At 68.9% G+C, this 20,237-nt stretch carries 17 protein-coding genes and 1 pseudogene; 5 read left to right on the top strand and 13 right to left on the bottom strand.

From position 1 onward, the window contains the following. Window positions 1-276 precede the first annotated feature (276 nt). Window positions 277-522: pseudogene (locus bpln_RS21460) on the top strand (integrase core domain-containing protein); the annotation flags it as partial. A 105-nt stretch (window positions 523-627) separates the two neighbouring features. Here bpln_RS21460 and bpln_RS21455 read toward each other — a convergent pair. The 4 genes from bpln_RS21455 to uxuA all read right to left on the bottom strand — a co-directional run bounded on the left by bpln_RS21455 (window position 628) and on the right by uxuA (window position 5,461). Then, window positions 628-2,166, bottom strand: a complete 1,539-nt coding sequence (locus bpln_RS21455) for a hypothetical protein (RefSeq protein ID WP_055139937.1) — start codon at window positions 2,164-2,166, stop codon at window positions 628-630. Between the two features lie 128 nt (window positions 2,167-2,294). Beyond that, window positions 2,295-2,558 (bottom strand): GntR family transcriptional regulator, encoded by a 264-nt coding sequence (locus tag bpln_RS21450; protein ID WP_042627334.1) that lies wholly within the window; start codon window positions 2,556-2,558, stop codon window positions 2,295-2,297. A gap of 416 nt (window positions 2,559-2,974) precedes the next feature. Further along, window positions 2,975-4,288 carry an MFS transporter gene (locus bpln_RS21445; RefSeq protein WP_055139936.1) on the bottom strand — a complete coding sequence of 438 codons (1,314 nt, stop codon included), beginning with the start codon at window positions 4,286-4,288 and terminating at the stop codon, window positions 2,975-2,977. Between the two features lie 132 nt (window positions 4,289-4,420). After that, on the bottom strand, window positions 4,421-5,461 hold the full coding sequence (gene uxuA, locus bpln_RS21440) for a mannonate dehydratase (RefSeq protein WP_171907290.1): 1,041 nt from the start codon (window positions 5,459-5,461) through the stop codon (window positions 4,421-4,423). Between the two features lie 289 nt (window positions 5,462-5,750). Here uxuA and bpln_RS21435 point away from each other — a divergent pair, with 289 nt between their 5' ends. Beyond that, window positions 5,751-6,500, top strand: coding sequence for a FadR/GntR family transcriptional regulator (locus tag bpln_RS21435; RefSeq protein WP_042627332.1), 750 nt, complete (start codon window positions 5,751-5,753; stop codon window positions 6,498-6,500). 85 nt (window positions 6,501-6,585) lie between these two features. On the opposite strand, the gene bpln_RS21430 is transcribed toward bpln_RS21435, so the two are convergent. Both bpln_RS21430 and bpln_RS21425 read right to left on the bottom strand, forming a co-directional pair. Next, window positions 6,586-6,888, bottom strand: coding sequence for a hypothetical protein (locus bpln_RS21430; protein WP_042629294.1), 303 nt, complete (start codon window positions 6,886-6,888; stop codon window positions 6,586-6,588). Window positions 6,889-7,027: 139 nt separating this feature from the next. Next, window positions 7,028-8,125 (bottom strand): alkene reductase, encoded by a 1,098-nt coding sequence (locus bpln_RS21425; protein ID WP_055139935.1) that lies wholly within the window; start codon window positions 8,123-8,125, stop codon window positions 7,028-7,030. Between the two features lie 254 nt (window positions 8,126-8,379). Between bpln_RS21425 and bpln_RS21420 the strand changes: the two genes are divergently transcribed. After that, a complete protein-coding gene (locus bpln_RS21420; RefSeq protein ID WP_042624403.1) occupies window positions 8,380-9,345 on the top strand; it encodes an IS110 family RNA-guided transposase in 966 nt (321 codons plus the stop codon). Window positions 9,346-9,361: 16 nt separating this feature from the next. Here the strand turns inward: bpln_RS21420 and bpln_RS21415 are convergent, their stop codons facing one another. The 7 genes from bpln_RS21415 to bpln_RS21385 form a co-directional block, all read right to left on the bottom strand. Further along, window positions 9,362-10,765 carry an NAD-dependent succinate-semialdehyde dehydrogenase gene (locus bpln_RS21415; protein WP_055139934.1) on the bottom strand — a complete coding sequence of 468 codons (1,404 nt, stop codon included), beginning with the start codon at window positions 10,763-10,765 and terminating at the stop codon, window positions 9,362-9,364. Between the two features lie 93 nt (window positions 10,766-10,858). After that, complete coding sequence (locus bpln_RS21410; RefSeq protein ID WP_042627329.1) at window positions 10,859-11,668, bottom strand: helix-turn-helix transcriptional regulator; 810 nt, start codon at window positions 11,666-11,668, stop codon at window positions 10,859-10,861. A 255-nt stretch (window positions 11,669-11,923) separates the two neighbouring features. Further along, window positions 11,924-13,351, bottom strand: coding sequence for a DEAD/DEAH box helicase (locus bpln_RS21405; RefSeq protein ID WP_055139933.1), 1,428 nt, complete (start codon window positions 13,349-13,351; stop codon window positions 11,924-11,926). A gap of 95 nt (window positions 13,352-13,446) precedes the next feature. Continuing rightward, window positions 13,447-14,187: an SDR family oxidoreductase gene (locus bpln_RS21400; RefSeq protein WP_042627327.1), complete on the bottom strand. Its 741-nt coding sequence runs from the start codon at window positions 14,185-14,187 to the stop codon at window positions 13,447-13,449. Next, the gene (locus tag bpln_RS21395) at window positions 14,184-15,356 is read right to left on the bottom strand and encodes an alkene reductase (protein WP_208459471.1); all 1,173 of its coding nucleotides are present in this window, start codon (window positions 15,354-15,356) and stop codon (window positions 14,184-14,186) included. Before bpln_RS21395 ends, bpln_RS21400 begins: the two co-directional genes overlap by 4 nt. Window positions 15,357-15,409: 53 nt before the next feature. Beyond that, entirely contained in the window at window positions 15,410-16,099 is a 690-nt protein-coding gene (locus bpln_RS21390) for a type 1 glutamine amidotransferase domain-containing protein (RefSeq protein ID WP_042627326.1), read from the bottom strand. A gap of 142 nt (window positions 16,100-16,241) precedes the next feature. After that, a complete protein-coding gene (locus bpln_RS21385) occupies window positions 16,242-16,847 on the bottom strand; it encodes a TetR/AcrR family transcriptional regulator (protein WP_055139932.1) in 606 nt (201 codons plus the stop codon). A gap of 434 nt (window positions 16,848-17,281) precedes the next feature. On the opposite strand from bpln_RS21385, the gene bpln_RS21380 reads away from it, so the two are divergent. Beyond that, window positions 17,282-18,349 (top strand): acyltransferase family protein, encoded by a 1,068-nt coding sequence (locus bpln_RS21380; RefSeq protein ID WP_055139931.1) that lies wholly within the window; start codon window positions 17,282-17,284, stop codon window positions 18,347-18,349. A gap of 583 nt (window positions 18,350-18,932) precedes the next feature. Further along, window positions 18,933-20,126, top strand: coding sequence for a porin (locus bpln_RS21370; protein WP_055139929.1), 1,194 nt, complete (start codon window positions 18,933-18,935; stop codon window positions 20,124-20,126). Window positions 20,127-20,237: the final 111 nt, after the last annotated feature.

The following is a 20,237-nucleotide window of genomic DNA, read 5'->3' as shown; positions in this document are numbered from 1 at the left end:
CTACTCTCGATTAATCGGCGCCAAAAACAAACATACCGCTCCGTCGCCTTGGCTTGCCGAAAATATAACCAAGGCTATACCGGAGCCTCGACTGCCCTGAGGGCCATCACGAAAGACACCGCCCGGTCGAACCGTATCGACGGGCATTCAGACGGCCCAATTCAGAATGGGAGCGAGATATGTTTTATCAGTGGGCTATTTTCACATATCTCGTCGTTGCAAGGCATTTTAAATGGGCGGCGGATGCCCACGGCTTGGCCGTTCCGGCGACGCTGATCCGCCGGATTCAAGGCAACGATCTCCATGAGTCGTCGTGCCAATGCTTGAGACAACGCCCCGATGGAAAGCCTCTTCAAGACCCTGAAAGTCGAGAGAATCCATGAGGTCCGCTACGAAACGCGAGCACCGGCTCGCCTGGATATCGTGGACTGGATCGAGGGCCATTACCATCGCGAGCGCTTGCATACCTCGATCGGTTTTCGCCCCCCTGTCGACTACAAGGCCGCGATGATCGCAGCATGATCTGCTGTACGTAGACGAGGCAAGGTCAGCCGGCCCGCGACGACAAAAAAGCCGGGGCGGGAACCCGTCCCGCCCCGGCGCGTTCGCGCTTCAGCGCGCGTCAGCTCAGTGCTGGATCACTTCCATCGACACCGGTCGCGAGAAATCGAGATCCTCGCCGTTGTCGGCGCGCACCTTCAGCAGCTTGTCGTGATCGACGGTCCCGCTGAACGTGGCGACGCGGTTGTAGGCGAAATTCGCGCGATCGGACAGCCGCACGGCCACGCCAGGATCGGCCTGCACGAACACGGCCTGCCCCTTGATCCACGCCGGCAGTTGCCCGACCGCCGGCTGGCCGGCCGGCAGGCAGTACTTCTGCGCGGAATCGAGGCTCACGATACAGCCGAGCGGCTTACTGTCCAGCGTCACGCGCATCGCGTTCGGCTGCGAGAAGTTGAGATACTCGCCGTTGTTCGCCTTGACGTGCCTGAGCCGGTCGGTGTCGGTCGTGCCGAAGAACTGCGCCGACTTCCCGATGCCGGCCGCGTCCAGCCGCGGGTTCGTCGACAGTCGCACCGCCACGCCGTCGTCGGCCTGCACGCGCACATCCCAGCCCGAGAACAGGACCGGCCACTTGCGGTCGCCGTTGTAGCTTTCCTGGCCCGCGGGGAGACAGTATTGCGTGCCGAACTGCACGTTGACGAGGCAGGCCCGCGGCTTGACCTGCGAGAGGAAGCGCGCCTGCGGGAACACCGACTTGATCCAGCCCGCGAACTTCGACACGCGCGCCGCCGCCGACATCTCGAACTGCCCGGCGTCGGTGACCGCGACGAGCGTGGGCCGCGTGCCGTGGATCTGCCACCACGGCGCACCGCCATCGTCCCCGGTGACCTGCGCCCAGTGCGAGGACGGGCCGACCGGCTGATGGATCGCGCTCAGCCCGCCTCCATCGGCGGACACCTTGTCGACCTGGGTGCGCCCGTACAGCCGGCCGGCACCCAACGCGGGATGATTGACGAAGCTGGTCATGTTGCGCCCGACGCCCCAGGTGCCGTAGCCGATGATCATCGTGTCGCGTCCCGCCTCGTCGCCGATATCGTTGAGGATCGGCGGCTCGAGCGGGGCCAGTCGCGAGCTGCCCATGATGTAGTTATACAGCGGCAGCTTGACGATCGCCATCTGGCTCGAGGCGGTGTCCGCCAGCGCCTGCGGCATCACCGGGATGCCCACCCGCAGCTTCGCGTCCGGCACGTAGGCCGTGCCGTTGCCGCCCGCGACCACCTGGCCGCGCCAGTCCGTGAACCGGGCCGAGACCGGCGCTTCGACGCTGCCGCCGCGCAGATCCAGGCAATGGGTGGCCGTCATGAAGTACGACCACTGGCCCTGGTTGCCGATCCAGGTCGCGGTGCAGGCGGTGCCGGGCCGGTAGCCGCGCGACGGCGTCAGCTCCAGCCTGCCGACACTGAGCCACGCCTCGTCGTTGCTGATGGCGCTCAGTTTCTTGTTGGCTGCCTGGATGGTGCCGGCCACGTTCGACGGATCGCCGCCGTTCTGCCTGAACGTGGCCTGATCGATCACGATTGCATGCGCCGCCGACGCGGCCGTCAGCGACAGGATGGCGGCAAGGTACAGGCCCGACCCGACAGGACGAAGTTTCTTTTCCATATTCATCTCGACCGAAAGTTGATTTGCACTGCGAAGTTTTGATACCGGAACACCTTTATCTTTTCAAACGCTACCCTCCCTGGTCCGTCAAGCCCCGGCGTGGCGGCGACACGCGCTCGGCGAACCGGTCAGCGCCGCGCCTTCAGCACGATCGTTCCGCGCCCGCCCGCTCCCTGCGTGAGGCCACGCAGGCCAAGCTCACGAAACGCGGCGTACACCGTGTTCAGGTGGAAACCCAGTGAATCGGCGATGGCCTGCTGCGTGGGCAGCCTGTCGCCCGGCCGGAATATGCCGCCGCCGATGGCTTCTTCGATTTGATCGGCAATCGCCTTCGCGACAGGCCCGTTGATGCGGGAAAAATCCGGACGCCAGTGATATCGGGCCTTCGCCATGGGAATTAATCACAACGTGAAGTGAAGTGTTTTTCAGGCGAAAACATAACAAGCCGACCACCTGCGTGAAATAGCGATAGTTCTATTTTTTCAATCCTGAAACGATCAACATCCCGTCGAAAATATACTTTCGACAATCCATCGTTTCAGCGCGCTTTTTCGACGATTCATCGATTGGCGACGTGACGTGATTGCAGCGAAACAGCGGCCGAATATCGTTCGCGCGGAGTCTGATTGGCGGGCGACGCGGGAGGGAAGCGGCGGGCACGAACGGCCCGCGACGAGAACAAAAAACGCCGCCCGGATCGGCGGCGTTTGGTGGCGGCGGGCGGTGGCGGCGGGCGGTGGCGAGCGGCAGGCCCCGCTCGCGCGTCCATGACGACGACGGCGAACCGGGCGCGCGTCGCCGGCCCGCATCAGGCCGCGCTGGCGCGCCGCGCGCCGGCCGGGCGCGAACGCGGTGGCGGCAGCGGCTCGACCTTGCCGACCACGAGCAGGTAGGACAGCGCCCCCACCACGCACAGCACGCCGGCCACCACCAGCGGCACGACGAACGAGCCGCGCGTGATCGACAGCATCAGCCCCGTGAACGTGGTGATGAAGATGCCGGCCAGATTGCCGGCGAAGTTCTGGATGCCGCCGATCGAGGCGACGTGCGCCGGCGTCGGCGCGACCTCGCCCACCAGCGTCCAGACGTTCGCGCCGGCGAACGACAGCCCCGCATACGACAGCGAGAACAGCGCGAGGCAGAGCCCGATGCTGTCGACGCAGGCCGACAGCGCGATCGACGACGACGCGAGCATGCCGCCCACGAGGCAGGTCTTGCGCGCGGCCGTGGCGCTCCAGCCGCGCCGGAACAGCGCGTCGGACACGTAGCCGCCGAGCCAGCCGCCCGGAATCGCGATCAGCGCGGGCAGCATGCCGAGCGTGCCGAGCGACGCGAGCGAGAAGCCGCGCGACTGCAGCAGGTAGCTCGGGAACCAGGTGATGAAAAAGTAGATCGCGAAGTTCAGGCAGAACAGGCCGATCATCATCCCCCAGATGGTGCGGTAGCGGAACAGGTCGAGCCACGACACGCGCGGCGCGGCCTGCCCCGCCGCGGCCGGCCGCGACGGCGCCGCGCGCTCGGCCAGCAGCGCCTCGACGGCGGCCGGCGCGAGCGCGCGATGGCGCTCCGGGTCGCGATAGATGAACCACCAGGCGAGCGCCCAGACGATGCCGAGCGAGCCCGTCACCGCGAACGAGCCGCGCCAGCCGAGCAGCGAGATCAGCCAGGCGACGAGTGGCAGCGAGAGCGCCGAGCCCACCCGCGAGCCGCTGTCGAAGATGCTGCTGGCGAGCCCGCGCTCGCGGCGCGGGAACCAGTTGAACGCGACCTTGGCGAACGACGGGATCGCGGCGGCCTCGCCGGCGCCGAGCATCAGCCGCATGCCGACCAGCTGCCCGAGCCCGCGCGCGGCGCCGGTGGCGACCGTGAACACCGACCACCAGCCCACCGCGAGGGCCAGCGCGACGCGCACGCCCACCTTGTCGATGAACCAGCCGGCCGGCAGCTGCAGGAACGCGTAGGTCCAGAAGAACGCGCTGAGCACGAGGCCCATGCCCACGGCGTCGAGGCCGAGGTCGGCGCGGATGCTCGGCGCGGCGATCGCGAGATTGGCGCGATCGACGAAGTTGATGACGTTGGCGAGGAAGCACATCAGGATCATCGCCCATCGGATTTTCGGCATCGAAGGTCTCCGCTTCGCTGGATTGCCGCGCGCCGCCCGGAATGGGCGAGCGTCGCCGGCCGCACGTCGGGGTGCGGGTGGTGTCGTTATCGGTCTTGTCGTGCTTGAAGCGTGCCGCCCGGGCCGCTTTGGTCAGTCGAACTTCTCGAGCGCTTCCCAGATCCCGTTCAGGTAGACCGCGCCGAGCGCACGGTCGTAGAGCCCGTAGCCGGGCCTGCCGGTTTCGCCCCAGATCATCCGGCCGTGGTCGGGCCGCGCGTAACCGGTGAAGCCGGTGTCGTGGTACGCCTTCACGATCGCGGCGATGTCGAGCGAGCCACAGCTCGACAGGTGAGCCGCTTCCTCGAAGTCGCCCTCGGGCGTGATCTTGACGTTGCGGATGTGCGCGAAATGGATCCGCCCCATCGCGCCGAACTCGCGCACCAGCGCCTCGACGTCGTTCTGCGGCCCCGCTCCGAGCGAGCCCGAGCACAGCGTCAGGCCGTTGGCCGGGTGGTCGACCGCCTGCAGGATCCGCGCGAGGTCGTCGCGGTTCTTGACGATGCGCGGCAGGCCGAAGATCGGGCGCGGCGGATCGTCGGGATGGATCGCCATGCGAATCCCGCACTCGGCCGCCACCGGCACGATCGCCTTCAGGAAGGTCTCGAGGTTGGCCCACAGGCGCGCCTCGTCGATCTCGCGATACTCGGCCAGCAGCGCCTTCAGCTCCTCGGGCCGGTAGCTCGAATCCCAGCCCGGCAGCGAGATGCCCTGACCCGGATCGATGCGCTCGACTTCCTCGGTGCTGAACGCGAGGCAGGTGGAGCCGTCCTCGAGCGTCTTCGCGAGTTCGGTGCGGGTCCAGTCGAACACCGGCATGAAGTTGTAGCAGACCACCTGGATGCCGGCCGCCGCCAGATGGCGCAGGGTCTGCTGGTAGTTCGCGATCAGCCGGTCGCGCGTGGGCTTGCCGAGCTTGATGTCCTCATGCACCGGCACCGACTCGACCACCTCGAAACGCAGCCCCGCCGCCTCGATCTTCGCCTTCAGCGCCTCGATCTTCGCGAGCGGCCAGACCTCGCCCACCGGCTCGTCGTAGACGGCCGAGACGATCTGCGTCACGCCCGGGATCTGCCGGATGTATTGCAGCGGCACCGGATCGGTATCGCCATACCAACGAAAAGACATCTTCACCGTCCATCCTCCTTCCGGAACACGTCGCAACGGCGGAACGGCCGGACCATCCAGCCCCGCCTGGTTGGACCAGATTCTTGCTGGTCAACCAGTTAGGGGAAATAGTGGTTTACCAGTTGAGACGAGCCTGTCCACCTCGCGGCGCGGCCCCGGCAAGCGGTGTTGCGGCCGTTTCGACGCGGTGCGGCGGGCCGCGCCGGCAAACTGGTGTACCATTTTCGCGATTCGTCGCCGGGCTCCGCCGGAGCCGGCGGATTGACCGATCGACCGATTTTCACGAGCACATCGCATGGCCGAAGCTTTTTCCCCGACCACCCCCGCCGGCCGCGCCGCCGATGCCGACGCGGCCGACCGTTCCTATGTCGGGCTGGCCAGGCAGATCTACGACCTGATCGCGGCGGGCGACGTCGGGCCGGGCGCGCGGCTGCCGTCGGAGCGCACGCTGGCCGAGCGTTTCGCGGTCAGCCGCACGCAGGTGCGCGAGGCGATCATCGCGCTCGAAGTGCGCGGCGTGGTGGAGGTGCGGGTCGGGTCGGGGATCTACGTGATGGAGACGCACGGCGCCGCGGCGCGCGAGGCACGCGGTGCGCCGTTCGAGCTGCCGCGCGGGCCGGGGCCGATCGAGACGCTGCGCGCGCGGGCGCTGATCGAGTCGGAGATCGCCGCGCTCGCGGCCATCGAGCGCAAGGACGCCGATCTCGACCGGCTGTTCGCGGCGCTGCGCACGATGCGCGAGAACATGGACGACAAGGCCGCGAACGAAGCGGCCGACCGCGAGTTCCATCTCGGCATCGCGGCCGCGACCGGCAACGCCGTGCTGCATCACATGGTGGCGGCGATGTGGGACAGCTCGCGCGCCGATCCGCTCTGGCGCAAGATCGAGGAACACTTCCACACCACGGCGCTGCGCGAGGCCTCGCAGGACGAGCACCAGCGCATCTTCTCGGCCATCATGGCGCGCGACGCGCAGGCCGCGCGCGAGGCGATGCAGCAGCATCTGGCGCGCGTGATCGGGGAATTCACGCAGGCGTGGCGGTAGCGGTCCGCCGGGTCTACCGGATCAGGCCTGTAGGTTCGTCATGCCATGGCGGCGAGCCGAACCGGAGAAGGCGGCTGGCGCGGGCTCAGCCCGCGCGCGCGGGCGGCTCGTCCGCGCCGTCGGGCAGGTCGTCGTCCTCGGGCGGATGCGCGTCGAGCCAGGCGACGATCTGCTGGGACGCCTGCAGCGGCGTGACCGTCTCACCGGTTGCGAGTACATCGAACTTGTCGGGATCCATCCCGTCGAGGTTGTCGAGCTGCGCGATCGAGATGGTCCAGCGCCAGTCGATCTGATCGGCGATCGGCGAGGCGATGCCCTCGATGCAACAGCGGCAGCCGTCGATCTCGGCGACGAAACCCGTATGGGTCGGATCATAACTCGCGAACACGGCGGCTCCTCCGGTGACTGGCTCCGCGACGGCGGGCCCCGGGCGAGTATCGCACGGCTCGGCGCGCACGCCGCGAAAAGGCGCGCCGCCGGCCTCCATGCCATGCCTCATGTCGTGCCCGGCGGCGGCGGCCCAATCCTCACGCGCGCCGCTCGGGCCAGTCCGAGTAGCCGGTCGCATCGCCGCCGTACCAGTAGACTTTCGGCGCCTCGGCGAGCGGCGCGCCCACGCGCAGGCGCTCGACCAGATCGGGATTGGCGATGAACGGCCGCCCGATGCTGAACAGGTCCGCGTCGCCGGCCGCCAGCGTCTGCTCGGCCAGCTCCAGCGTGTACTGGTTGTTCGCGATGTAGGCGCCGCCGAAGCGCCGGCGCAGCGCACCGAAGCTGACTTCGCCGCCCGCCTCGCGGCTCAGCTGCGTCACGCCCTCGATGTCATGCACGTACAGCAGCCCGAGCTTCGACAGCGCGTCCAGATAGGCGCCGAACGTCGCCATCGTGTCGCTGTCGAGCGGCGTCTCGCCCGGCGCCGTGGTGGCGGGCGAGATGCGGATGCCGACGCGCTCGCGGCACCACACGTCGATCACGGCCTCGACCACCGCGAGCGGAAAGCGCAGCCGGTTCCCGATCGAGCCGCCATACTCGTCGTCGCGCTGGTTGGTGCTGTCGCGCACGAACTGCTCGAGCAGGTAGTTGTTGGCCGAATGCACCTCCACGCCGTCGAAGCCCGCGCGCTTCGCATTGAGCGCGGCGCGGCGGTAGTCCTCGACGATGCCCGGGATCTCGGCGGCGTCGAGCGCGCGCGGCGTGACGAAATCCTTCATGCCGTCGTGGACCCGAATCTGGCCTTGCGGCTTGAGCGCCGAAGGGGCCACCGGCAGCGCGCCGTCGTGCAGGTCGGGATGGGACATGCGCCCGGTGTGCCACAGCTGCAGGAAGATCCTGCCCTCGCGGCGGTGGACCGCCTCGGTCACCCGCTGCCATGCCGCGACCTGCGCCTCGGTCCAGATGCCGGGCGTGCGCGGGTAGCCGCGCGCCTGGGCGGAGATGTTGGTCGCCTCGGTGATGATCAGGCCGGCGCCGGCGCGCTGCGCGTAGTAGTCGGCCGCGTAGTCGGGCGGCACGCCGGCATCGTCGGCGCGGCTGCGCGTCATCGGCGCCATCACGATGCGATTCTTCAACTGCAGCGGGCCGAGCGTGACCGGTTGCAGGACGGGACTGTCGAAACGGGCATTCATGATTCGGATTCCTCTCTGATTCGATGATGGAGAACGGCGAGCGAGGCGGCCGCCGCTTGTATGTTTAAACCAGACCAGTACGGTAAAGTCTGACGGTAGCCAGACAAGACCGTGCAGTTTGTCCGCCGCTTGGGCGTTCGAGCCCGTGACTGAGTAAAGAGCGCACGGTCGCCGTGCTGGTCTTCCCGAAACCCGAACGGTTACGCGCCCCGGCACCGCCGAGTGCGCATGTACAAGCATGGGATCCGAAGATCATGTCTGCTCCTTCCTTCGTCACGGTTGGCATCGATGTGGCCAAAGCCCACGTCGATGTCGCCTTGCTGGGCGCCCGTCTGGACGCTCAACGCTTCAACAATGACGCCGACGGCCATACGGCGCTGGCCACGGCATTACAGCCATTGGGCATCGATCTGGTCGTCATGGAAGCGACCGGTGGCTATGAAGCCGAATTGGCCTGCGCTCTGCAAGGTGCTGGCTTGCCGGTGGCCGTCGTCAATCCCCGCCAGGCTCGTGACTTCGCGCGTGCCATGGGCAAGCTCGCCAAGACCGATTCCATCGACGCCCGCATGCTCGCCGAAATGGCCTCGGTGCTGGTGCGTCGTGAAGATCTGTCCCGCTTGCTGCGCCCCGTCTCCGACGAGCGCCAGCAGTGGCTTGCTGCTCTGCTGACGCGCAGGCGCCAGTTGATCACCATGCTCTTATCCGAGCGGCAGCGGCTGCAAATCACGCCCGAGCGTTTGCATCCCAGTTTGCAGGCCATCATCGCCGCCATTCAGGCCCAGCTCGACGACATCGATGCTCAAATGGTCGGCCACGTTCGCGAACACTTTGCTGAACTCGACCGATTGCTGCAATCGACTCGCGGCATCGGCCCGGTATCCAGTGCCTGCCTGATTGCTCAACTGCCGGAACTGGGCAAGCTCAATCGTCGCCAGATTGCGGCACTCGTGGGCGTTGCCCCTGTCGCTTGCGATTCGGGCTCGCGCCAAGGACGACGACGTGTGCAGGGCGGGCGCTTTGAAATTCGCCGCGTGCTGTACATGGCGACGCTCACTGCAACCCGCCACAACCCGGCTATCAAGGCCTTCCATCAACGTCTCAAAGCAGCCGGCAAACTGCCCAAGGTCGCGCTGGTTGCCTGCATGCGCAAGCTCCTGACCATGCTCAATGCCATGGTCAAATCCAACACCCCCTGGGACGATTCGCTTCATCTCGCTTGACTCGAGACACGGTTACTCAGTCGACGGTCTTGGCCCAGACCGCCTGGGCGTTGGTGAACTCGCGCAGGCCGAAATGCGACAGCTCGCGTCCGTAGCCGCTCTTCTTCACGCCGCCCACCGGAATGCGCGGGTTCGAGGCGGAGAAGCCGTTGATGAACACGCCGCCCGTCTCGAGGCGCCGCGCGATGCGCTGGGCGCGCGCCACGTCATGGGTCCAGAGGCTGCCGCCGAGGCCGTAGTCGCTCGCGTTGGCCAGCTCGATCGCGTGCTCGGCATCGTCGGCGACGGTGATCGCGGCGACCGGCCCGAAGGTTTCCTCGTCGAACGCGGCCATGCCGGGCGCGACGTCGGCGAGCACGGTCGGCTCGTAGTAGTTGCCGGCGCCCTCCACCTTCCGGCCGCCGAGCAGCAGCGTCGCGCCAGCCTCGATGGTGCGCTCCACCTGGCGATGCAGTTCGTCGCGCAGGTCGGCGCGCGCCATCGGCCCGATCGTGCTGGCCGGATCGAGCGGATCGCCGGCCTTGACACGGCGCGCGGCGGCGACGAACCGCTCGATGAACGCCTCGGCGATCGGCCGTTCGAGGATGAAGCGCTTGGCCGCGAGGCACACCTGCCCGGCGTTCTGGAAGCGCGCCTCGATGGCGGCCTCGACGGCCAGCTCGAGGTTCGCGTCGGCCAGCACGATGAACGCGTCGGCGCCGCCCAGTTCCAACAGGCTCTTCTTCAACGCGCGGCCGGCGGTGGCCGCCACGGCCGAGCCGGCCCGCATGCTGCCCGTCAGCGTGACGGCCGCCACGCGCGGATCCTCGATCACGCGCGCCACCGTATCGTTGTCGGCGTTCAGGTTCGTGAACAGCCCGGCCGGGAAGCCGGCCGCCTCGTAGGCGTCCTGCAGCGCGTAGGCGGAACCCATCACGTTGGCCGCGTGCTTGAGGATGAAGCCGTTGCCCGACAGCATGATCGGCCCCGAGGCGCGAATCACCTGCCAGAGCGGGAAATTCCACGGCATCACCGCGAGGATCGAGCCGATCGGCAGGTAGGACACGTGGACCTGATCGTCGCCGTCCACCGGCGCCGGCTCGTCGGCGAGGATCGCCGGGCCGTGTTCGGCGATCCAGTCGATCGTCGCGGCGCACTTCTCGACTTCCGCGTGCGCGGCGGCCAGGGTCTTGCCCATCTCGGCCGTGATCAGCGCCGCGAGCGTATCGGCGCGCTCGCGCAGCACGGCCGCCAGGCGCCGGTAGGTCGTCACGCGCACCGCCATCGGCGTGGCGCGCCAGAGCCGGTAGGCCTCGGCGTTGCCGTCGAGCATGCGCTCGACCTCGTCGGCGGTCTGGAACGGATAGTGGGCGATGAACTCGCCGGTGGCGGGATTGCGCGACGTGGCGCCGATCGTGAGGGGGGTGTTCGGGTTCGACATGCTGGCCTCGCTGAGGTTGAAAACAGTGGGAAAGTGCTGCACTGGGATCAACTTTAGGCACATCGAACCGGGTGAAGAAGGCGTCTTGTGATCCTATGAGCCGGAGTCACTGGCAGTGTGGCGGGGGAGGTAGGTCACGAGCGAGAGGTCGGGCCGGCCGATGGGCGTGAGCGCCACGTAGGTGAACTCGATCAGGCCGCCCGACGGGGTGCGCAGCCGCTTGTCGCCCTCGTCGAAGCCCTTTACGTCGACGTCCTGCCACCAGTCGCGAAACTCGGGACTCAGCGCCGTCAGTTCCTCGATCAGGCTGTCGAACGGCGCCTGGTCCTGCGCCTGGGCGCGCGCGGCGCGAAACGCCGAGATCATGCCGCGCGTCATCGGCTCCCAGTCGAGGATCAGGCTGCGATACGGCTTGTAGAGGAACAGCAGCCGCAGCGTGTTGCGTTCGTGCGGCTGCAGCGAGCCGTAGTCGACGAACAGGTCCGCGATGGCGTCGTTCCAGGCCAGGATGTCGAGTCGCGCATTGCGCACGTAGGCCGGCACGTTGATCGAGCGCACCAGCAGTTCGAGCCCCTCGCTGACGCCGCCGCCGTCCGCGACGGCTGGCGCCACCTCGCGCGAGGACAGTGCGAACAGATGCGCCGACTCCACCGCGTCGAGCCGCAGCACGCCGGCGATCCGGCGCAGCGCGTCGGCCGACGGCTGGATGTCGCGTCCCTGTTCGAGCCAGGTGTACCAGCTGACGCTGACGCCGGCGAGCACCGCCACTTCCTCGCGGCGCAGGCCCGGCGTGCGCCGCGCGCCCTCGGGCAGGCCGAACCCGGCGGGCTGCAGGCGTGCGCGGCGGCTGGACAGGAACGTGCCGAGCTCGCGCCGTTGTTCAGGGGAAGGTCGTTTCGACATGCGATGTCCGGGAAGGAAAACGATGCATCCGCGCCACGGCGGATGGCGGTGTCGTAGTGTAGCGCGACGAATTTGAAAACCGGCACCGGGAACGGGGGGGCGTGATCGGGCGGCAGCGCCGCATGCCTGCGGAGCGGGGGCCGCGTTCGGCTTACCCGGGTGATCGCACCGTCCGCAACGGCGCAAACGGATGCCCCGATGGTGGCCCGAAGCCACGGCGCCCCGGTCCCGACGGCGAGCGCCGTGGCGCGCGCTTCAGCGTGGCGAGCGCGATTTGCCGGCGCCCTTGCCGGCCGGCTTGCGCACACTGCTGAACGGGCTGCCATGGGTGACATCCCCGGCGGCGCCCGCACGCGGCGGCGCCGCCTTGGGCTTGCCTTGCGCCCGTTTTGCTCCCTGCGCCCCCTGCGCCCCCTGCGCCCCCTGCGCGCGCGGTTTCGCGCCGGCCGCCTGCGCGCCACCCGGCGCCGCTTGCGGCACCTTCGGCTTCTTGGGCTTTTTCGGCTTCTTGATCAGTTCGCCGGTGGTGCTGGTTTGCGGCACGCGGTGCTCGGCCTCGAAACCGGGTTCCTCCTCGCGGCGCAGCGTCTGCCGGATCAGCGCCTCGATCGCGGCCAGTTGCGGCGCCTCGTCGGCACACACCAGCGACACCGCCACGCCGCTCGCGCCCGCGCGGCCGGTGCGGCCGATCCGATGCACGTAGTCCTGCGCCACGATCGGCAGATCGACGTTGATCACGAGCGGCAGGTCGTCGATATCGAGCCCGCGCGCCGCCACGTCGGTAGCCACCAGCATTCGCACCTCGCCGCGCTTGAAGCGCTCCAGCGCCCGCAAGCGCGCGGGCTGCGGCTTGTCGCCATGGATCGTATCGACCGCGTGGCCCGCCTCCTCCAGCCTGGCCGCCAGATAATCGACGCCGACCCGGGTCTTGGCGAACACCAGCGCGTGCTGCCAGCCGTTCTCGGCCAGCAGGTGCATGAAAAGCTCGGGCTTGTTGCGTTTGTCGACCGTCACCACCCACTGGCGGACCCGGCTGGCCGTGGCGTTGGGCGCGCTGACGCTGATCTGCACGGGCTCGCGCAGCAGCTTCGCGGCCATCGCGCGGATGTCGTCGGAAAACGTCGCGGAGAACAGCAGCGTCTGGCGCCGCGCGGGCAAGGCGGCGAACACGGCATCGAGTTCGCGCGCGAAGCCGAGATCCAGCATGCGGTCGGCCTCGTCCAGCACCAGCGTGCATACCTGATCGAACTGCACCGCGTTCTGCCGGTTCAGATCGAGCAGCCGGCCCGGGGTGGCAACCAGCACGTCCACGCCCTTGCGCAGCTTCATCATCTGCGGATTGATGCTGACGCCGCCATAGGCGGCCAGCATGCGCAGGTCGAGGCCGCGGCCGTAATCGACGAAGCTTTGCAGCACCTGCTCGGCCAGCTCGCGGGTGGGCACCAGCACCAGCACGCGGGCGCGATTGCTCGACACCGCGGGGCCCTGCTGCACCAGCCGCTGCAACAGCGGCAAGGCGAAGCCGGCGGTCTTGCCGGTGCCGGTCTGTGCGCCGGCCATCACGTCCTTGCCGCCGAGCACGGCAGGAATCGCCTTGGCCTGCACCGGCGTGGGCTCCGCGTAATTGAGATCCCGCAGATTACGCAGCAACGGTTCGATCAGGCCAAGCGAGGCAAAGGACATGGACGTGTTCCGGGCTAAAACCGCGATTCTAACGGTTGAACGGTCGGCGCGCGGATTGCGGCGCGCCGGCGCGACGGGCGCCCTCAGCGCCGCCGTCAGAACGTCTGGCTGGTCGGGCGCAGCACGATCTCGTTGATGTCGACGTCGTCGGGCTGCTCGATCGCGAACGCGATGGCCCGCGCCACCGAGGCGGCCGGAATCGCCTGCCGGTAGAACTCGAGCACGGTTTCCTGCGCGGTGCCGGAGGTGCTGAACTTGAGGTCGCTGTCCACCGCGCCGGGCTCGATCGAGGTGACGCGAATCCGCTCGCCCACTTCCTGGCGCAGCCCCTCGGAGATCGCCCGCACCGCGTACTTGGTGCCGGAGTACACCGTGCCGCCCGGCGCGAACACCTTGATGCCGGCCACCGAACTCAGGTTGATGATGTGGCCGCCGCCCTGCGCCAGGAAGCGCGGCAGCGCGGCGGCGATGCCGTAGAGCGTGCCCTTCAGGTTGACGTCGATCATCGCGTCCCACTCGTCGGTGTTGACCTCGGCCATCGGCCGGATCGGCATCAGCCCGGCGTTGTTGACGAGCACGTCGAGCCGGCCGAAATCGGCCACCACCGCCGCGGCCACCGCCTCCACCCGATGCCTGTCGGTGACGTCGAGCGCGTAGGCCCTCGCCTCGCCGCCCGCCGCCTCGATGTCGGCCACCACCTCGTCGAGCTTGTCCCGGCGCCGCGCCGCGACCGCCACCCGGGCACCGCGCGCCGCCAGATGGCGTGCCGCCTCGGCGCCGATGCCGGTGCTGCCGCCCGTGATCAGGACCACCTTGTTCTCGATTCCCTGGCTCATGACGCCACCTCGTTCGACGACTGGAAAATGGATTGCGCGTACACCGGATAGTCGGTGAAGCCGGCTTCGCCGCCGCCGTACAGCGTGGCGGGGTTCAGCGCGTTGAGCGGCCAGCCGTTCGCGATGCGCGCCGGCAGGTCCGGGTTCGCGATGAACGGCCGGCCGAACGCGATCAGGTCCGCGAGGCCGGCCTCGACCAGCCGGGCGCCGCGCTCGGCCGTGTAGCGTCCCGCGTACAGGATGCGGCCGCTGAAGCTGCGCCGCACTTCGCGGCGGAACGCTTCCGGCAGCTCCGGCGCGTTGTCCCAGTCGGCCTCGGCGATCGACACGTAGGCGGCGCCGGCCGCCTCCAGCACCTTGATCGCCTCGACGTAGGTCCGCTGCGGGTCCGCTTCGACGAGGCCGATGTAGACGCGGTCCTGGTCGGTACTCGTGAACAGCGGCGTGAAGCGCACGCCGAGCCGCTGCGGCCCGACCTCGGCGGCCACCGCCTCGACGATCTCGCGCAGGAAGCGCAGGCGGTTGTGCAGCGTGCCGCCGTAGGCGTCGTCACGCGTGTTGGCGTGCTCCGAAATGAACTGGTTCACCAGATAGCCGTTGGCCGCGTGGATCTCGACGCCGTCGAAGCCGGCCCGCAGCGCGTTGCGGGCCGCCCGCGCATAGAGCCCGACCAGTTCGCCGATCTCGGCCACGGTGAGCGCGCGCGGCTCGGACGGCGCGACCAGCGTGCCGGTGCCGGGACCGGTCGCGATGAACGCCTTGGCCTGCCGGGCCGGAATCGCCGACGGCGCGAGCGGCGCCGCGCCGCCCGGCTGCAGCGCCGTGTGCGAGACGCGGCCCACGTGCCACAGCTGCGCGAAGATCACGCCGCCCTCGGCGTGGACCGCGTCGGTCACGCGCCGCCAGCCGTCGATCTGCGCGTCGCTGTAGATGCCCGGCGTCCAGGCGTAGCCCTGGCCGCGCGGCTCGATCTGCGTGCCCTCGCTGACCATGAAGCCGGCGCTCGCGCGCTGGCGGTAGTAGCGCGCGGCGAGTTCGGTCGGCACGTCGCCGGGCTGCGCGCTGCGCTGGCGCGTCAGCGGCGGCAGCACGATGCGGTTGCGCAGCGTGAGCCCGCCGAGTTCGACCGGCGTGAAGAGGGCGGGATGTTGCAAGGTCGGTTCGCTCATGAGGAATCCTGATCGATTGGAGGCGACCCGGCCGGCGGCCGGGCCGGCATGGGTCAGCGCGCGGCGAGCGCCGGGTGCTGCATCAGCGTGGCGGCGGCCGGCGCCGACGAGGCCGGGTTCTGCCCGGTGATCAGCAGGCCGTCGGTGACGACATACGGCGCCCAGTCGCCGATGCTCGAATACACGCCGCCCTTGGCCTTCAGTTCGTCCTCGACGAGGAACGGCACCACCTGGGTCAGCCCGACCGCGGCCTCCTCGGAATTGGTGAAGCCGGTGACCTGCCTGCCCTGGACCAGCGGCGCGCCGGCCGGCGTGCGGACGTGGCGCAGCACGCCGGGCGCGTGGCAGACCAGCGCGACGGGCTTGCCGGCCGCGATGAACGCCTCGATCAGCGCGATCGAATCGCGGTCCTCGGCGAGATCCCACAGCGGGCCGTGGCCGCCGGGGTAGAACACCGTGTCGAAGTCGGCCTGCGAGACGCTGTCCAGCCGCACCGTGGCGGCCAGCTGCGCGGTGGCCTGCGCATCCTGCTCGAAGCGGCGCGTCATGTCGGTCTGGTTGGCCGGCTCGTTGCTCTTCGGGTCGAGCGGCGGCTGGCCGCCCTTGGGCGACGCCAGCACAATTTCCGCGCCGGCGTCCTTGAACGCGTAGAAGGGAGCGGCCAGTTCCTCGAGCCAGAAGCCCGTCTTGCGGCCAGTGTTGCCGAGTTCGTCGTGCGAGGTCAGAACCATCAGGACTTTCATGTCGTTTCTCCGTTGAGTTGAGCGGGTGAGTCGGTAAATCGATGAATCGGTCGGTGGGTGACCGGCCATTAGTAGACCAGTCGTCTAGAAACAGCCCCAAAAAAAGCACTTCCCCAGGAAGTGCGCTGGCTGCCCCGCTACGTCAGGGCGCCAGGTGAAGCATTTGCCGCGTCGTTCCCAACGCCATCTCGAAGGGCTGGACGTTGCGAACGATCTTGACCATGATGCTGGCGCCGAGCCACAGCTGGTACAGGCTCTGCGCGACCTGGCGGGCTTCGCCCCCGATCGACAGCGACCCCTCGGCGACGCCGGCCTCGATCGCCCGGGCCAGGCGGCTGACGATGCCCGCCGTGCCTCGGTTCAGGGTGGCGCGCATGGTTTCCGACATGTCCGCCACCTCGGCGCCGAGCTTGACCGCGAGGCACTTGCCCTGGCAGTCGTAGAACGACTGCGTTTCGCGCCAGACCCGCCAGTAGTCCATTAGCCGTTCGGCCATGTTCAGTCCCGGCTGCGACAGCGTGCGGTCGAGATCGGCCAGGTAATCGTCGAAATAGCTTTCCAGCAACGCCACGCCAAACGCATCCTTCGAGCCGAAGTAGTGATAGAACGACCCCTTCGGCACGCCGGCTTCCGACAGCAACTCGTTCAAACCGACGCCGGCAAAGCCTTTGGCGCCGATCAGCCGCTGCCCGACAGCAATGATGTTGTCGCGGACGTCGCTGGATTGAGATGGGTGTGCGTTAGCCATGGACGGACTATACGCAGGAATAGACCAGTCGTCTAGAAGAAAATCAAAAAAATTCGAGGCCGCGGCGGGGGTGGTTTTCGGGTTGGTCGTTTTCCATGTTTGCCGTGCTTTCGCGCGCGCCGGACGTGGTGCGCCGGGCATGGGGCTTGCCGCCGGGCGCCGAACCCGGCCCGACTTCGACGGTCGGGCCGCGCGGCCCGGGCGTCCGCCGTGCGCGCCCGGCGGGAAACGGATGCCGCCGGCAGCACGTTGCCGCCGGCGCGAGACGGACCCGCGCGAGCCTGCCCGAATTCATCCCCGCCCTGCCCGTTCCCGGTTCGCGCGGCGACATCGCGACGCCTTACAATCACGCCCACTCGCGCCGGGCCGCCCCGGCTGGGCCATCCCGGCCGGCCGCCCTGACCGCGCGCTTTCCGCTGCCCTCGCCATCGAACATGACGACGTCGAAGTACGCCAACCTGGATGCGATACGCGGCGTCGCCGCGATCCTGATCGTGTTTCGCCATACGCCGCTGGTATTTGCGTCGCCGCACTTCCAGCAGAGCTATCTGGCCGTGGACCTGTTCTTCGCGATCAGCGGCTTCGTGGTGGCCAACGCCTATGAAGCGCGACTGCGCTCGGGCAGCCTGAGCGTCCCGGCGTTCGCGAAGCGGCGGCTGATCCGCCTGTTCCCGCTGTACCTGATCGCCACCGCGGTGGGCCTGACGAGCTATTTCGTCGCGCTCGCACGCGCGCACGGCCATCAGGTTCCGTCGACGGCCGCCACCGCGGCCTTCGTCGCGCTGTCGCTGCTGATGCTGCCGTCGCGCGCCGCGCCGCTCTATCCGGTCAACAATCCGGCCTGGTCGCTGTTGTACGAGATCCTCGCCAACCTCGCCTATGCGCGCGCGCTCGCGAACGGCGGGCTGCGCGTCCTGCTCGGCTGCATGGTGCCGGCCGCGCTCGTGATCGGCGCGCATGCCTGGACGCACCACAATATCGACGCCGGCTGGGATCTGTCCGGCACCGTCATCGCGGTGGCGCGCGTGACGTTCTCGTTCGCGGCCGGCGTGCTGCTCCACCGACTGCGCGACCGCGCGCGACGCCCGAGCAGCGCGCCGTGGTCGCTGCTCGCGCTGGCCGTCACGGCGCTGCTGCTGTGCGCGCAGATTCCCGCGCGCTGGACCGGGCCGGCGGTGATCGTGGAAGTGCTGCTGGTGGTGCCGCTGATCGTGCGGCTCGCCACCTCGTTCGAGCCGCCGGCCGCGCTGCTGCCGGCCTTCGATTTCCTCGGCCGCACCTCGTACGGCCTCTACATCCTCCACGTGCCGATGCTCCTGGCGCTCGCGCGGCTGCCGGCCACGCACGGCCACCAGTACGGCAAGGGCGCGCTCGCCGTGTTCGTCATCGCGATGCTCGCGCTGGTGGCGCTGCTCGACCGCTACGTCGATACGCCGGTGCGTGCGCGGCTCTCGCGCAGGACGCCGCGCCCGGCCGACCTGCCGATCCGCTCGCGCGTGTAGGCGCGCGCGGCACCTCGCCTTCCAACACTCCGCACTCGACTTTCCGCCTTTCGCACGCCACTCGGCACTCGGCACTCGGCACTCGGCACGCCGCACGCCACTCGTCACGCGGCGCTCCTGCGCGGTGCCTCATCGCGCGCCCGCAGGCGGCGTGCATGCGGCATCGCAATCACCCGTGTTGCGCCGCCACCGCATGACGGCCGGGGTATTTTGTCGCGCCGCCGGCTCGAAGCACTTCGAGAGCATGCGCCGCCCGTCGAGCGCGGGTGCCCGCCGGGCGGCGCGCACACAGATCGCGGCATCCGCACGAGCCCGCGCCGGGACATCGTCCGAAACAATCTATTCGCATCGTTCACGTTAATTCGCGCCGCGCCGGCTCCTTACCATGCGCGCACGGAGGCGACGGCCAGACGGCCCGCGCCGGCGCGCCACCCGCTCACCCGCCGCCCGCGCGCGCCGGCCGGACCCGGCCCGCGGCACCACCCACCCGCGCCGCCGGCCTCGTCTCCGTACTCGCGCGCGTCGCCGGTCAACCTCGCGTCCCGGCTCGACGCCACCACGACAACCATGCTCGGATCAGACGATGAAAAAACATTTCGCCGCGGCCTCGCTGCTGCTCCCACTCGCCACCGCCGCCTGGGCACAAAGCTCGGTCACGCTCTACGGCATCGTCGATGCCGGCCTCACCTACCGCAGCAACGAACGAACCGGCACCGGGCCGGGCGCGGCCGGCCATTCGACTCTCGCGCTCGCGGGCGGCGCGCTGTCCGGCAGCCGCTGGGGCATCCGCGGCACCGAGACGCTCGGCGGCGGCTGGCGCGCGATCTTCGCGCTCGAGAACGGCTTCGAGATCGCCAGCGGCACCTCGCAGCAGGGCAACCGCCTGTTCGGCCGGCAAGCCTTCGTCGGGCTCGGCAACGAACGCTACGGCACGCTGACGATGGGGCGCCAGTACACCTCGCTCGACGATTTCGTGAACGGCGTGTCGCCGGTGAAATTCTCGGGCGGCTACGCCGCGCACCCCGGCGACATCGACGATCTCGACCAGACCGTGCGCGTCGACAACGCGGTCAAGTACACCAGCGCCAACTACGACGGCCTCACGTTCGGCGCGATGTACGGCTTCGGCAACCAGGCCGGCAGCATGAAGCGGCGCAGCACCTGGAGCGTGGGCGCGGCCTACGCGAACGGGCCGCTCAAGCTCGGCGCCGGCTTCGAGCGCGCCGACAACGGCCGCGCCGGCCAGCTCGCGCCGGGCGGCGGCCGCTGGGACGGCAGCGACGACGGCACCTTCGGCTCGTCGATCAGCGAGGGCTTCGCGAGCGCGCAAACGCAGCAGATCCTCGCCACCGGCGCGACCTGGGATTTCGGCCCGGTGCTGGTGGGCGCCAACTACAGCAACGTGCAGTACCGCGCGGGCGGCAATTCGCTGTACCACGGCCACGCCACGTTCAACATCGCGGGCCTCTTCACGCAGTGGAAGGTGGCGGCCAACACGAGGCTGTTCGCGGGCTACAACTACACGCGCCGCGGCGACGTGGACGGCCTCGCCGAAAGCGCGACGTACCACGACGCCTCGCTCGGCGCGTTCTACGACCTCTCGAAGCGCACCACGGTCTACCTGCTCGGCGCCTACCAGCACGCCTCGGGCATGACGCTCGACGCGTTCGGCCGGCCCACCGCCGCCACCGCGTCGGCGTCCGACAAGGCGAACGGCCATTCGGCGGCCACCCGCTCGCAGACCCTCGTCAGCGTCGGCCTGCGCCAGCTGTTCTGACCCACGCGGGCCGCGCCGGCCTCACGCCATCGCGCGCGCGGCCGGTACGAGGCGCCCGGCCGGCGCCGTGCGTTTCGCCATTGGCCGCGCCGCGCGCCGTCGCTTACACTG

Origin of the sequence: Burkholderia plantarii, assembly GCF_001411805.1 — a bacterium.
Lineage (GTDB): Bacteria > Pseudomonadota > Gammaproteobacteria > Burkholderiales > Burkholderiaceae > Burkholderia > Burkholderia plantarii.
The sequence above is the reverse complement of the archived record's forward strand: the minus strand, read 5'-3'. Positions and strand labels throughout refer to the sequence as shown.